The following is a 13,789-nucleotide window of genomic DNA, read 5'->3' on the forward strand; positions in this document are numbered from 1 at the left end:
TTTTGCTTCAAAGAGTTTTTAAGTATTTTGAACAGTTAGTTGATTTTCACCATCACGGTCTGCGGGCGCATCAGTCGCGTACTGCGCTCGCACTTTTCTTTGTTCTCATAAAACCGTTTCGGTGGCTGATTGTGGCATCTGCGCTGTCTGGTGCTGCCCTTACGGCGATTGACCTGCTTAGAATGTGGGCTGTGGCGTATATCGTTGATATGGTCGCGCATTCGCCCGAGCTCAATTTAACTTCTGCAACGATCACCTTTTTTGGCTCGTTGATTGTCGCTTATGCGGTAGCTGATCCTGCACTCTGGCTCGTCAATTACATGCTTCGAATGCAGGCGCTTCGATCACAGACAAAATCATCTGCCCTTTGGCAGTCGCACAAGGCTGCTTCTCAACATGGTATGGAATATTTCCATTCGCACCACGCCGGCCAGATTTCCGGGCGTATAGGGCAACTCTCGAATGCAGTGCAATCGGGTATAGAAATTCTAGCTGGTCGTTTCCCACTCGGCTTTGTGCGTTTCGCAGGTTCTGCCGTTCTTATTTCCTATCTTGCTCCTCTATTTGTCGTTCCAGTGTTGATTTGGATTTTACTAAATGGATTGTTAGCGATCTATCTTGTGCCAAAGTTCAATGCTCAAGCTGAAAAAATTTCCGAGACGTCCAGCATCGTAAACGGCGCTATTACAGAATATTTTTCAAATATTCGTGCGATAAAGACCTTATTTGCTTATGATACAGAGAACAGTTTTGTTCTTTCAAGAATTGATAAGCAACACAAAACAAACCTCGATATTAACCGTTTAACAACGATTGCCGGGCTGTTCATTCGTGTGCTGAACACAGGTCTGGTTTCCAGTATTCTCGCATTGGGCTTATACGGATTAGCACAGGGATTGATATCGCCTGGTGAGTTTGTTGCAGGAATTACCTTAGCCGGGGGCATGGCTGCGGATGCTGGTTGGTTTGTAGGGGTGTGGGAAGGACTAACTCAGACATTTGGCACTATCAGAGATGCGCGTTCGACTGTTACGGCAAAACCAATCGTTAAAGACGGCAGTGAGCGCCTACGGGTGTCCAATCCACCACACATTTCATTGCATAACGTCAGTTTCTCTTATGGAATAAAACAAACTTTGAGGAATATCTCGTTTGAGATAGAGGCTGGGCAGAAGGTTGGTATCGTTGGGCCCTCTGGAGCAGGTAAATCTACGCTTATCGATCTAGTGCTGAGACTATACGATGTTGATGCAGGACAGATTGCGCTTGATGGGCAGGATATTCGCTCTGTGAAGATTTCCGAGCTACGAGGCGTCTTTTCAGTCGTTGCGCAAAGCGACGCGCTGTTTCATCGGTCGATAAAAGAAAACATCGCGTTTGGCGCGGAAATCTCCAACAATGCAGCGATAAAGCGTGCAGCCGAGTTAGCAGATGCATCTTCGTTTATTGAAGAGCTAGCCCCGGACGGGAAGGGCTTTGACGTAGTCGTTGGAGAGAGGGGAGCGAGACTTTCGGGTGGTCAACAACAACGCATTTTACTCGCACGCGCCTTCCTACAAAATCGGCCCGTTCTTATTCTTGACGAAGCCACCTCCGCTCTCGATACCAATAGTGAAAGCTTGATTAAGAATGCAATTGCGTCGCTTGACGCAGATACAACTGTTATCGCAGTTGCGCATCGCCTTTCTACCGTCAGAGACTTTGATAAAATCATCGTTCTAGACAATGGTGCTGTCGTGGCAATGGGACCACACGAAGATCTTATTCAATCCTGTGAGCTTTATCGAGAGTTGTGGATTAAGCAGGCTGGCCTGACGACGATGTAGAATACGCTGTAGCGAGACCAGAGACCGTAGGAAACGCGACGGATTGGGGTAAGCCGGAAGACACCAAAATCAGGGACTTGTATCTGATCTCTAGCACTAAAGCTTTTCAACGAACTAAGGAAATTGAATGGTGATCCCGACAGGAATCGAACCTGTGACCTACAGATTAGGAATATGATTTAACATCAACAAATTCAGTAAGTTGATTTTTCATGTCGCATCTGTGTTGCGTTTAGCTCAGAAGCGCGGCTTCTGCTGATGCGAGTTCGACGGCATCATCGTTGCGTGGGAATAAGTGACCGTAAGTGTCCATCGTCAGCATAATGGACGAATGGCCGAGGCGTTCCTGAACCATCTTTGGCGGCAATCCTAAGCCGCCATCCTCACGGCGATTGATGCACCAAGAGGCGTAGAAATGGCGCAGGGAGTGAAAGCCGGTATACTTTGCTGCCATGATCGGCTTGCCGTCTTTGTCCTTCTCGCCGGTAGCGACCGATATACCAGCTTCGACTTGCACAGGCAGGAACCCGCGGTGCATGATGTTCGACAAGCTCTCGACCTTGCCCTGACCGTTCGGGAATGCAAGCTGTTCGGGCCGTATTTCCTCGCGTATGCCGTTCCCGGCCTCGTCCTTGAGTTTCGGACGCGGGCAGGACAGACGCCATTCCTTGAGCGTATTCGCGACCAAGGGCGGTATTGGCACGGAACGTTCCCCGGCTTCCGACTTCGGCCTGCCGATCGCGTTGAACCTATCGGCGCGCTGGTGGACGCGGATTTCGCGCTTGTCGAAGTCGATATCAGCCCACCGCAGGCCGCGCAGTTCGGACGCCCGCAGGCCGGTGAGGATCGCGGTCAGGATGACAGGCCGCCATTTGCCTTGCAGAGCGCCTACAATGGCCTTGATCTCCGCCGGGAGCGGAATGTCTACCCCAAGCTTGAGTTTCCCCTTCTGGCGTCTTTCCAGTCGTCTTTCCTTGCCTTTTTGACGAACGCGGCTTTTCTCACGTACTGCATTCCGTATCACAAGCCCGCGCTCCTGTGCGTCGGATAGGAGTGAACCAAGGCTCACGAGTACCTTGCGCACCATGGAAACGGATCGGCCTTCGTCGATCAATTTGTCCTCGAAAGCCCGGACGGTCGGAACGTTCAACCGGGAGAGCAGCGTGTCGCCGAGAAACGGCGTGATATGCAAATCTAGATGCTGCCGGTACTGGACAATCGTACCGCGCTCAAGCCCGTTCTGCTCGCCACGCTTGATCCAGAGTTCGCCGGCTTGTTTGACGGTCGCGCTGGCGCTGTCTGCTACGTGCACGCCTTCGCGCACTTCAACCGCGGCAGTGGCGGCAAAGGCGTCAGCTTCCTTCTTCCGGGCGAATGTTTTTAGACGGCGCTTACCCCGGGTGTCCTTGTAATCGACAACCCATGCTGTTTTCAGTTCGCCCTTTGGCGTGGTCCATTCTCGCTTGCGGATCGACATGGCTAAAACGGCATCTCCAAATTTTGGATATGTCCTTCGTTATCAAACTTGAAGGACATTGCTTCAACGAGCGTTTTGCCACTCGGGTCACGCACTTCGATCTTTCCGTTTGGATGCGCCTCTATTGTTTCACCCGTCATCATCGAAAATGTGAGTTTCCGTCGATCGAGCAAGATTGAAGATATAGAGGGGTGGCCGACGAGTACTTCGCGTGTAGCGTCGGCAAGCGTCCGAACTTCAGCAAGCTTCTGTCGAAACCTCTCAGTGATCTCCCACCACCCATCGCGATGCCTCAATGCATCTTCCAAGAGGCGGCGAACGGCTTCGACCTCTGAGGGCAACCCCATTTCACGCTGAAAGGTCGTAATGCGGTCAACGAGATCGGCAGGAAGCATGAAAACTTTGCGGATCGAACCTTCTTTATCGCGTGGCATATTTTCTCACTACAGCAATGGGTATCATTCTACTGACAATTATCCGCGATTTCCGCTTTGAGCAATAATCCTCATTATGTTACCCATATGTTACCCTTATTACCTGAGGAGAGATAGATGGGTGAGCGTATAAATGCTAATGAGCTCGATCTAATATGGGGCGCGAAAAATATCGCACTGGAGATCAGGCGCACACAGCGCCAAACATTCGCACTGTTAGAAAAAGGCGAAATCCCAGGCCAGAGAATAGGCGGTCGATGGGTGGTTGAACGCGGTAAACTCAAAGCCTTTTTTCTTGGAGAGGCTGCCTAATGTCCCGGCACAATTGGCAATCGGCGTCGGCGCGTGATCTCGCCGTCGCCAGTCGCTCGAAATGCGGGAGGGGGGTACAATGACAAGGGAAACGTACTTACCGTCTCCATGGTTTCGTTTCGACTATGTCGCGTTTGATCGAATGACTGCTGGTCTCAAGGCGAATGAAATTGGCATTCTTATGAAGCTCTTGGTTCACTTTCACAAGCACGGCGAGCCTACGCTCAATGATGCGGCTCGACTTGCAAGAGTGTGTGGAACGTCGAAACCTGCTTTCGATCGAGCGATAGAGTTGTTCTTAACGTCAGGTATTCTCGTTCAATACGGGGATAAAATCTGGTCTCGATATATTGAGGATGAAATCGCCCATCGCACAAAAATTTCAGTACAAGCGCGAAAAAACTCTTCGGTTAAACGGAAAAAAGTCGAACGAAATCAAAGCGGCGATCTAACGGGCGATGACAAGAGTAATAGAGATATAGAGGGGGAGACCCTCAGAGGGTCTCCCCAAATATCTAATATATCCAACCTGATTGATGTAACGAAGCTTGACGATATTGCGCCCTCCCGAGCGTCTGATGACGCGTCGGGCGCTCGGCAAGGATTTAGCTCGGGACAGCGTTTATCTATCAAAGGCGTCGGGCGATGTGTGATTGTGGACGTGGGAATTAAGCGTGACACTCACGCCACCTTCATTCGTGTGCGATTGGACCGTGACGCGTCTCTAGCTCTGATCCCAGTGAATTCAGAAGGCGTTCTCGTTCAGGGGCTTCTCCGAATGGAAGCAGATTTGCCAAAGAAAACCATGCGGCAATTCGAGTGGGAGAAGCGCGATGCAGCTTGAATTCAATTTGGAAACTCCCGGACGATCCGCTGAAGTCTTGATGTTTCCCGCCGATCGCCTGTGCGTAGAGGTTTTCATTTTTGCGGTCGAGTATTTGTCCCTTTCATCAGCCGAGCAGGCGGGAGCCATCGATAGGTTTTCATCCGCCGTCGTTTCTATCCAAACAGTTTCCGGCATTTCCGAAAAAATCATCGACCGCGAGCGTCAAGCGTTTGCGAATGCCCTTCGCGCAGAGATTAATCGTCAGCGCGTTTTTCACGCCATCCATGGCCGCTACATGCGCCAAGAAAGGAAAACCGCATGAAAGCTAATACAAACAACCGCGCTTTTTGGGCACCACGCCGGAGCGGAGGGCGAAATCCCTTTGGCAAAAAACTATTGCTGCAATGAATGCCGAGCGCGGTTAGACGGCAGGAGGTTCCTTATGGAATTGTTTGACCGGACGGACCCAGCATGGCCGCCAGACCCTACCACCGTAGACCTTGCCGACGGTGAATGGGTGACTACTGGTCAGGCTGCTAGTTTGGCCCGCGTGGATGAAAGAACGATAGCGCGATGGGTCAGACAGCGTGATATTTCAATCACCGTGTTTGGTCGACGATGGATCAATCGAAGGCGGCTATTCGGTCAGTAAAAGCAGGCTTCGGCCTGCTTTTTTGCTTCTGTGTCATACCTTGTCAGACGAATTTTCCCGCCAATCCCGCCATACTCCGACGAGCATCAGAGATTGGGATTGACATGTTTGGTATCAAAGATCAGACGCAACAGCTTTGGGACAAGGTACACGCCGAGGCAAATGCTAGGACTGGAAATCAGTTGACGAGCGGCAGACTAACGGGGAGCGCAGAGAATGTGTTACCTGCCGCCTCGCTGGACAAACTTGAGCGATTTCGTTCCGAGAAACGCGCGGCCTACGTCGGATATACAGCGGCTTCGGACCGCGAACAGGAAGCAAGGCTCGAGTTTCAGCGTCAGGAAGGCTTTGCCCGTCGCGCGCAAGAGCAATTTCAGGGATCGACCCTCTCTTTTGAGGGCCAGTCACAGACTTCACGAGAAAGCAAAGAGGAGCGGCTTGCCCGTATCGATGCTCCCGTAGAGCGTGCTCGTCGAGCCTTGCGTATTGCATCAGATGCCCGGGCGAGAGCCGCCAAGCGGCAAGACGAGTTCGCTTTTCTCGAAACAGTCGAGGGCTGGCTCAACCGCACTCCATTGGATGAAAATCTCGATTTGGTTGCCGTTGATCCCTCTCGACTGAAAGGCAATCCGGTAGTTGCCGTCACAAAAATTCGATCAGAATTGGCGTCTCTCGATAAGCGGCTATCGGCCGTCGAGTTGGCGAACGTCCCGGTAAATGCATTGAAAGAGCAGGCTTTCGCGGAAATCGATGCTGTAGCAGAGAAGGGACGGCTTTCGATCAACACTCGCTCGCGTGGTGGAGCACCTTTACGCCTCGCCGACAATCTTCGCATCAACGTTGTACCCAACGGTTCAAGCGTCGCATTGTTCGGCGATGCTGGCGCTCACTTCTTCACCTGGCTTCTGCGCGATGAGTTGAAATCAATAGTTGCAACAATGATCGACGATCTAGGGATCGGCGATGGCCTGTCCGACGATGCCCGGGAGGCCGAGTTCCGCACAATTGCGGCCGAGCGGCTTGACCTAGAGCGTTTGGAAGAAGCTTACATCGTGTCAGCCGAAGCCAACGGACAGACGATCCCACGTCGTCACGACGTTGATCCGCGCGCGTTTCTTGAAATTGAAGCTTGAGTTTAGGCATCGTGTTGGCTTGCTTCACCAACATAACGTCGACAGGGCGGGGGTGGTACCAGCCATTCCGCTACTTCCGCTCCAGTGTGCGGGCCAATGGGGTTCATTCATGCCCTTGCTCCGGCCCGAACACACTAGCGGGGATCGTGATCATGCGCGATCCCCGCTCAATCAGAAACGTCATAGTTGACCGTAGAAGCGCATTCTTGCGCGGACGTCAAATCGGTATCGACGGGGTCACGGTGCGCGTGGGTGACCGCCTGCGGGGCGAGGCACCCCCACCCCTCAAGGGACCGTACCCTACCCCCAAGGCATGCGGTGCCGCCGCAGCCCCATATTCGAGTGTTTTTCGGATTTCGAAAAACCTAGTTGGTGTTTGCATTAATTGTATCCAGAATTTAGGATTTTTAATGAGTTATGCCACTCAGAACAGCAATCTATGGACCCCGAAACTTGTCGGGGAAGTCCTCGTCGAAATGGCTCGTTGGCTTGCAACGCACGGCGGTCGCGTAGGCCCGGCCCGCCTGCGATCCGTCATGCCGGAACTTGCTATGGAACTGGCTGATCGGCTTTCCGAGGGGTGGTCCAGCATCCAAGCGAACCAAGTGACGCATCGCCGTCCTTCTTATGGACCACGTGCGGTTTCGCTGTTTGAACGCGCTCTCGATTGGCAAGGAACATACCTACTCGGAGAGTGTGGGGCAGGACGGGTTCTGGCCCTTTGGCTCCGTTGCCGCATCACCAAACTGAAATTTGACGCCGAACTGAAAGCGCGTGGCTGGTCGCGCGCAACAGCATATCGAAAACGCGACAAAGCTCTGTCTTTGGTCGCTCAAGGCCTGACCCGCAACAACGAAACGCCGCCCGATTGGTGGCGATGAGGGCGCTAAAATGACAAATCTGACTTCCGTTCTCACGGTTCGGCTGATTGACGCCGTTGCCGGTCCCGCCCGCGCGGCGGCGAACTCAATTCGGGGTATCGGCAACGCCGTTGACAGTACGAACGCTCGCCGCCTCGCCATTGGCGGGGCGGTTAGCACGATGGTTTCCGACGTCGGCAAGCAAACTCAAATCCTCAAGCGCAACCTTCACAGCATGACTACCGGGCTTTCAATGCCCGCTGGTTTCCTGACCTTCTTTGGCGCACGCGCCGTTTATGACTTTGAAAAGACGTCGAACGCTCTGCAAGCCGTGACCGACCTCACGGATGAACAGCGCAAGACGATCCAGAACTACGCAAAGGAACTCAACGAGCTTTTCCCGGCCACGAATTCCGAAATCATGAAGGGCGCTTACGAACTCGGCCGAGCCGGGTTCAAGTATGACCAGATCATGGGTTCCATGAAGGGAATGCTCAATCTTGCGCTGGCTGGCGACATTGCGATCAAGGAAAGCTCCGATATCGCAACGAACATCCTGACCGCGATGCGCTTGCCGATGAAGACAGTCGAGCAAGCGTCGGACAGCCTGACCCGCGTCAATGACGCCCTTGCCTACTCCGCGTCCAACTCGAACACTGACGTCCGAATGATGGGCGAAACGTTCAAGTACGTCGGCCCGATGGCCGCCGCTGCGGGAATGTCGATCGAACAAGTTGCGGCCGCTTCGATGGTCATGGCACGGAACGGCATCCGCGCGAGCGAGGCGGGCGTCGCAATGCGATCCGCGCTCGTCCGCATGGTCCGGCCGACTAAGCCAATGATGCAAGCTCTAAGCCGCCTCAACGTGGATATTGATAAGTTCGTTAAGGGCGGCCGACAGATCAGCGCGCAAGACGTTGTTTCCTCGCTTGCAATCGACGGCATTGATGCAAGCTCGTTCACCAAACAGATTGAGCAGGTTCTCAACGACCCGAGCCTCAACCAGTCCTTGAGCAAGCTATCGGCCAAACTTGCCGAAGTCATCGGCGGCGACGGCTCGGCCGTCGACAAGTCGAAACTCGCCGAAACTATTACGGACGTGCTCACGGCAGCTGGTTCGGAAGTGGACTTCTTCGGCTTCATTCGTGCCTTGCGCGAAAAGGGTGCCGACCTCGGCGACATTGCTCGCATCTTCGACGCCCGACAGGGTTCGCGTCTGATTACACTTCTCGCTGGCGACCTTGATAAGGCTCTGTCCGACGTCGAGAAGAATGCAAAGGGCGCAACCGACCGCATGGCAAAAACGATGATGAAAGGCATCGTCGGAGATTGGGCGGAATTCGAAGCTTCGGTCGAAAATCTTTTTGTCTCGATCGCGGAAAGCGGCGTCCTGAAAACAGCGTCCGAAGCATTCAAGCTTGGCGCTGACGGCTTGAAATCGTTAGCGCAATCGAACCCGAAGCTCCTCGAATTCGGAACTTATGCACTCATGATTGCTGGCGTCCTCGGACCGATTGTTCTTGTTGGTGGTGGAGTTCTTTCGTTTTTCCTGTCGCTCCTTGGGCTTTTGAAATCTGTTGCTGCCGTCGGACGGGGCGCGCTTGGTGTTGCCGGTGCTACGATGGGTATCTCCGGGGCCGCTGGCGCTACCGGAGCAGGAGCGGCCGCCGCAGGCGCGGCGGCGGGGGCTGGCGCTGCATCGAAGGGAAGCTCGCTTCTTGGCAAAGCTGCCAAGGGTGCCGGCATCATCGGCACGGCTTGGACGATCAAGGAAGTGCTCGACGCCGTCGACCCCGAAGGCAACTTATGGGGTCTTACGAGCGGCATTGACGCGTGGATCGAAAGCAAAACCGGCATCAATCCGTCAAAGGTCGGCAGAAGTCAGCGGGTCGGGCCGGAGGCAACTCCCGAGGAAGGCCGGGCGCATGACATTTCTGAATGGCAGGCACGCCAAGCGGAGATTGATGCCCGACTTGCGCAGATCGAGAAAAACACCCACCCGGCCATGCGCGACATGCCAAACATCGAGCGAGACAATTTGCAGACCGAGCGATCAATGCTCGATCAGCAAATCAACGCAGCAATACCCCAGGCACAGCCTGCCGAAGCTGCGGCGGCCGCTAAACAAACGATGGATGGATACAACGCCGCACTGTCGACCGAACTCTCGGCCGCAGAGCAGCAAATTGACGCGTTCATGGCACGCATCAAACAGAAGATGGCAACGACCCTTAGCCCGGTCATTTCACCGCGTCTTGATACTTCGTCAATCTCCGGGCTGCACGCTGATATAGGAGTTGAATAATGCTTTTCCTTCTCGGCGCTCTGTCATTTGAGATTTGGCCGCTCAACCCAACTGGCACCGATAGCGATAGCGGCGGTGACTATGTCGAGAAGCCAGTCATGGGCCGACGGCCGCCACTGGAATTTGTCGGCGAAGCTACAGAGAGCTTTTCATTCTCGGCCGTGCTATTCGCCGAAAAGCGGCCGTACATGCGGGATTGAAAAGGCAATTGTATTCGATGCTATTGCTCTTGAGGCTCATCTTTCGGCAGCAGAGACGCAGCAAGGCGTGCGTTTCGCTGACGTTCTGCGTCTAGCTGTTCCTGCGCCCACTTTGCCCGCCGTACAAATCGTTCTTCCATTTCCCCAATGTCAGGCTGGCTCAAGAGGAGGCCGTGACGAGTGCGGATTTCGGTAGCGAGTTTCAGCGCACGTGATCCGAGCTTCTCCACTGACAAGGCGACATATTCCACTAGATCGTCCTCTACGTGGTAAAGGGCATCGGAAAGAGATTTCTGCTCTGCGTCACGATCAGCCCATAGGTTGTAGTAACGACCTACCATGTTCTGATCCAGCGAGCGCCAGCCGTCGATATCATCGGGCGTCTGACTGATACTGGGTAATGTGGCGCTCCAATCCGGGAACTGCTGATCGGGATGGTGCTCTGCGAATTCGTTTTCGCGATCAAGCTCAATGCATTGACGCGCGAACGCTTCGAGGTTGATCGCAAGCTGCAAGGCTAAAAAGTCAGCCTTGCTCTTCTTCGACCTTTCGTCTGCTGCAATTGAGGCGAGCCACTGCACAACGGCTGTGCCGATGCCTGCGCCTACAACAATTTTGACCAAATCTAACCAGTCGCTTCCTGTCACTTTTTGCCCCTCAAATGCGGTAAGAACATAGGCAGAGACCTAGAGAATTGACAACAACTGTTTCGCCTGGCCACCTGCAACCGGACATATCGCCGGACAGCCGGACATGCAAAATGTCCGGCTGTCCGTTTCGTCTTCATAAAACTGGTGAATATTGTCAAAAGCGGTATTGCGACGCCACGCAATGAAGGGTTGAACTGGTTCATTGTCGCAAGTTGTGGGAGGCTGGCATGGCGGGGAACAAGGAAAAAATCCTGATACTGTGCAAGACGTATCCTTCTCCGAGTGGAAAGCACTCGGAGACGTCCTGTGTCGCCGGAATTAGGCCAAATGGGAAGTTCATCAGGCTTTATCCAATCCCGTTTCGCCTAATCAATCCGCAACAACAGTTCAAAAAATGGCAATGGGTGAATGTGCATTATGTGAAAGCACGCAAGGACCATCGTCCGGAAAGTCACTCTGTGGTAATCGATGCAATCGAATGCATCGGCAACCCACTTTCCTATGACAATAATTGGGAGGCTCGACGAGAGGCGATCAAGGACGGTATAAGTTTCTCAGATTTCGAAACTTTGGAGAATAACCGCAAGCTTAACGGCGACACATTAGCGCTTTTAAAGCCAACCAAAATCAAGTCACTGGATATCCGTAAGGTAAAAGACCCAGATTGGACGAAAGAAGAGTTGGACAAGCTTCTTGGCTATCAAAAGCAGGCAGGTTTATTTGATGATGAACCGAAAGACATAAAGCTTTTACGAAAACTTCCTTTTGATTTTTATTATACATACATTTGTGAAGTCGATGGTGAAGAACGTGAATACACTCACAAAATTGTTGATTGGGAAGCTGGCGCGTTATTTTGGCGTTGCATAAACGACTATGGCGATAATTGGGAAAAGCCATTTCGGAACAAGCTCGAAACAGAATTGCCTAATAAGGAAATAATGTTCTTGATGGGAACTATCCATCGTTTCCCGGACACGTGGTTGATAATCAGCCTTATCTATCCACCGAAGAAACAGCCCATTCCGAAAACGCCAGACTTATTCGCTTAGTTTATTCGGCGGCTTCCAGTCGCGATGAAGGAAGGTGGACGAGATTGCGCTCGTATTTTTTTGGGTCATCGCCATAAAGATCAAAAGACGAGACACCGTATTTAACGAGCTTTTCGGCGATGATGGTGCGATGGCATGTCTTTGGATCGCGTTCAAAGCATAGCATGCAGGTAACTTTTTTGGATGCTGTCAGGGACAGTTCCTGCACCTTCTCTTTGGCTGCCTCTGTTTCGATATGGGCTGTATATATTTTGCGGAATTCGTCAAATCGACCAGCCCGGGCAGCATCTCTGCCCGGCTTCGGGTCACCTAACGCCTGATACGAATGATACTCGATACCGGCTTCGGTAAGTCGATCCTTGAGTGCGTTTTTCGAGAAGCCTTTCTTCCGTGAGAGCGGCAACGCTCTGACGTCCGCAAGCACCTGTACACCGATGATCTGAAGCGTGCGCACAAACCTGTCGATATCTGTGCCTTCGTAACCGATAGTGTAGATGGTGCTCATGAGAGGTATTCCTTTTCCGCCAACACACCACAGTGTGGTTAACATACCCTTATACGCTCTGACGTAAACGGCAATCCGTTAACTTTTTATGCTTTCACGCTGTTGCCAAATTTCATCAGGTGGCATTTACGGAGTTTGAGATGAAGACACCTAGTTTTGTGCCGCGAGGCCTCTCACGCACAAATGCAGCTTTTTACCTTGGCGTGGGAACATCAAAATTCGATGAAATGGTGAAAGATGGGCGCATGCCAGCGCCCAAGATGATAGATAGCCGAGTGATTTGGGATCGATGGGAAATCGATTTGGCGTTTGATGAACTGCCGTATCGCGAAATTCAGGTTTCAACGAACCCTTGGGACGACTTTTAACCGGCTATTTCAGGCCAATTCGTCAATTGTAACCTTGAGCGCTTCTGCAATCTTCTTCATCGCGTCGAGAGAGCCTTCACGCAAGCCCTTTTCAATCTGCGACAAGTAGGCAGCGCTGATACCGGCAGCATCGGCGAGCGCCTTCGCGCTCATGCCACGATAATCACGCCAGACCTTGATTTTGTTCTCGCCGTCAATCATGCGATTGACGAACTCGGCCGAGATCAATTCTTCATCACCGGCAGCCAACTTTTCGCGGAAGGTGCGGGCGGCGGCAATATCTTCGCGATCCTCGAAAGCTTCAAGCAGCTTGTCATAATCGGCCTTGGCGAGCACTGCCATTTCCTCTCCCTGCGGTGTTGTGATGAACTGGACATGCATTTTCATGATAGTCTGACCGGGCTGCCGTTGTTGCGCGAAGTCATCTCATGAGGCCCATCATGACAGAAAAAGCTCCTCTTGATCCACGATTTTTGAAGCTGGTCAGCGCGATCGCAAAAGCCGACGCCATCGAAGATCACGAGCGGTGGCTAAAGGGGCTGCCGCCGCTTAAGGCGGACGCCCCATTGCCAGCCAAGAGGGCAAGCCGAAAAGACGACGACACCAAAGTCACCGCGCGGTGGCATTCCGTCACCAAAGGCGACAAGAGCCGATCTTAATCAGCGTGCCTGCAATCGAACGCCCGGGCCGCCGATTGAGGTTTCGCCGTCATCGATAAAAACCGCACCATTTGCCTTTAGTGCGTCAGTCACTGCGTCCAAAGTATCGGTTCTTACGCGAACTCGATCAGTTCCAGCCGCTTCCATATTGCGTATAGTATTGGTGCTAACGCCAGCTTTTTCGGCCAACGCCACCTGTTCCAAGCCGAGTAGTGAGCGTGCCGCTCTTATCTGGTTTCCCGTAATAGCCATTTTGTATCATCCATATTTTTTTGGGTACGATACCCAAAAACGTATTGACCGCAATTAAATTCATTGTTTATGGTGAAAAAACCTATAAAAATAGTTACTATACCCAAAAAGGAATACCATGATAGTTCATCAACTTCCGTCGCAGCACACTCGTGACAGCATTCATGCTTTCATCGCCCGCCAAATGGCTGACGTACTTTTAGAGAACCGTGCTGATCTCGGAGATATCGACGCTTGCCGTCGGCAACTGGTGTGGGCGAACTTCGGCCATCCGGCGA

Annotated in this window: 17 protein-coding genes; 11 read left to right on the forward strand and 6 right to left on the reverse strand. The window is 52.6% G+C overall.

Annotated elements, in window-relative coordinates; genetic code table 11:
- The first annotated feature begins 2 nt into the window (after positions 1 to 2).
- A complete protein-coding gene (locus tag OANT_RS04545; RefSeq protein ID WP_012091093.1) occupies positions 3 to 1,826 on the forward strand; it encodes an ABC transporter ATP-binding protein in 1,824 nt (607 codons plus the stop codon).
- A gap of 232 nt (positions 1,827 to 2,058) precedes the next feature.
- Here the strand turns inward: OANT_RS04545 and OANT_RS04550 are convergent, their stop codons facing one another.
- A complete protein-coding gene (locus OANT_RS04550; RefSeq protein WP_012091094.1) occupies positions 2,059 to 3,303 on the reverse strand; it encodes a tyrosine-type recombinase/integrase in 1,245 nt (414 codons plus the stop codon).
- A 2-nt stretch (positions 3,304 to 3,305) separates the two neighbouring features.
- Positions 3,306 to 3,737, reverse strand: a complete 432-nt coding sequence (locus OANT_RS04555; RefSeq protein WP_012091095.1) for a hypothetical protein — start codon at positions 3,735 to 3,737, stop codon at positions 3,306 to 3,308.
- Between the two features lie 117 nt (positions 3,738 to 3,854).
- Between OANT_RS04555 and OANT_RS04560 the strand changes: the two genes are divergently transcribed.
- From OANT_RS04560 to OANT_RS04590, 7 genes are all read left to right on the forward strand, one after another.
- Positions 3,855 to 4,049, forward strand: a complete 195-nt coding sequence (locus OANT_RS04560) for a hypothetical protein (protein WP_040129069.1) — start codon at positions 3,855 to 3,857, stop codon at positions 4,047 to 4,049.
- A 79-nt stretch (positions 4,050 to 4,128) separates the two neighbouring features.
- The gene (locus OANT_RS04565; protein WP_040129070.1) at positions 4,129 to 4,893 is read left to right on the forward strand and encodes a YdaU family protein; all 765 of its coding nucleotides are present in this window, start codon (positions 4,129 to 4,131) and stop codon (positions 4,891 to 4,893) included.
- Positions 4,883 to 5,197: a hypothetical protein gene (locus tag OANT_RS04570; RefSeq protein ID WP_012091097.1), complete on the forward strand. Its 315-nt coding sequence runs from the start codon at positions 4,883 to 4,885 to the stop codon at positions 5,195 to 5,197. The genes OANT_RS04565 and OANT_RS04570 overlap by 11 nt, the downstream gene beginning before the upstream one ends.
- A 434-nt stretch (positions 5,198 to 5,631) precedes the next feature.
- A complete protein-coding gene (locus OANT_RS04575) occupies positions 5,632 to 6,660 on the forward strand; it encodes a hypothetical protein (protein WP_012091098.1) in 1,029 nt (342 codons plus the stop codon).
- A gap of 410 nt (positions 6,661 to 7,070) precedes the next feature.
- Positions 7,071 to 7,541, forward strand: a complete 471-nt coding sequence (locus tag OANT_RS26975) for a hypothetical protein (protein WP_197539946.1) — start codon at positions 7,071 to 7,073, stop codon at positions 7,539 to 7,541.
- A 10-nt stretch (positions 7,542 to 7,551) separates the two neighbouring features.
- On the forward strand, positions 7,552 to 9,825 hold the full coding sequence (locus OANT_RS04585) for a phage tail tape measure protein (RefSeq protein ID WP_012091100.1): 2,274 nt from the start codon (positions 7,552 to 7,554) through the stop codon (positions 9,823 to 9,825).
- A complete protein-coding gene (locus OANT_RS04590) occupies positions 9,825 to 10,025 on the forward strand; it encodes a phage tail protein (RefSeq protein WP_049768391.1) in 201 nt (66 codons plus the stop codon). The genes OANT_RS04585 and OANT_RS04590 overlap by 1 nt, the downstream gene beginning before the upstream one ends.
- A 20-nt stretch (positions 10,026 to 10,045) precedes the next feature.
- On the opposite strand, the gene OANT_RS04595 is transcribed toward OANT_RS04590, so the two are convergent.
- Complete coding sequence (locus tag OANT_RS04595) at positions 10,046 to 10,672, reverse strand: hypothetical protein (RefSeq protein WP_012091101.1); 627 nt, start codon at positions 10,670 to 10,672, stop codon at positions 10,046 to 10,048.
- 230 nt (positions 10,673 to 10,902) lie between these two features.
- Here OANT_RS04595 and OANT_RS04600 point away from each other — a divergent pair, with 230 nt between their 5' ends.
- A complete protein-coding gene (locus tag OANT_RS04600; protein ID WP_012091102.1) occupies positions 10,903 to 11,727 on the forward strand; it encodes a DUF8757 domain-containing protein in 825 nt (274 codons plus the stop codon).
- A 1-nt stretch (position 11,728) separates the two neighbouring features.
- On the opposite strand, the gene OANT_RS04605 is transcribed toward OANT_RS04600, so the two are convergent.
- The gene (locus OANT_RS04605) at positions 11,729 to 12,277 is read right to left on the reverse strand and encodes a DUF488 domain-containing protein (protein WP_235823018.1); all 549 of its coding nucleotides are present in this window, start codon (positions 12,275 to 12,277) and stop codon (positions 11,729 to 11,731) included.
- Positions 12,278 to 12,372: 95 nt separating this feature from the next.
- Here OANT_RS04605 and OANT_RS04610 point away from each other — a divergent pair, with 95 nt between their 5' ends.
- The gene (locus tag OANT_RS04610; RefSeq protein ID WP_040129072.1) at positions 12,373 to 12,600 is read left to right on the forward strand and encodes a MerR family transcriptional regulator; all 228 of its coding nucleotides are present in this window, start codon (positions 12,373 to 12,375) and stop codon (positions 12,598 to 12,600) included.
- A gap of 9 nt (positions 12,601 to 12,609) precedes the next feature.
- On the opposite strand, the gene OANT_RS04615 is transcribed toward OANT_RS04610, so the two are convergent.
- Positions 12,610 to 12,981, reverse strand: coding sequence for a helix-turn-helix domain-containing protein (locus OANT_RS04615; RefSeq protein WP_040130042.1), 372 nt, complete (start codon positions 12,979 to 12,981; stop codon positions 12,610 to 12,612).
- Positions 12,982 to 13,040: 59 nt separating this feature from the next.
- On the opposite strand from OANT_RS04615, the gene OANT_RS04620 reads away from it, so the two are divergent.
- Positions 13,041 to 13,259 carry a hypothetical protein gene (locus tag OANT_RS04620; RefSeq protein WP_040129073.1) on the forward strand — a complete coding sequence of 73 codons (219 nt, stop codon included), beginning with the start codon at positions 13,041 to 13,043 and terminating at the stop codon, positions 13,257 to 13,259.
- Here the strand turns inward: OANT_RS04620 and OANT_RS04625 are convergent, their stop codons facing one another.
- A complete protein-coding gene (locus tag OANT_RS04625) occupies positions 13,260 to 13,511 on the reverse strand; it encodes a helix-turn-helix domain-containing protein (RefSeq protein ID WP_012091106.1) in 252 nt (83 codons plus the stop codon). It abuts the gene before it with no gap.
- Positions 13,512 to 13,789: the final 278 nt, after the last annotated feature.

Source organism: Brucella anthropi ATCC 49188 (genome assembly GCF_000017405.1).
Taxonomy (GTDB): domain Bacteria; phylum Pseudomonadota; class Alphaproteobacteria; order Rhizobiales; family Rhizobiaceae; genus Brucella; species Brucella anthropi.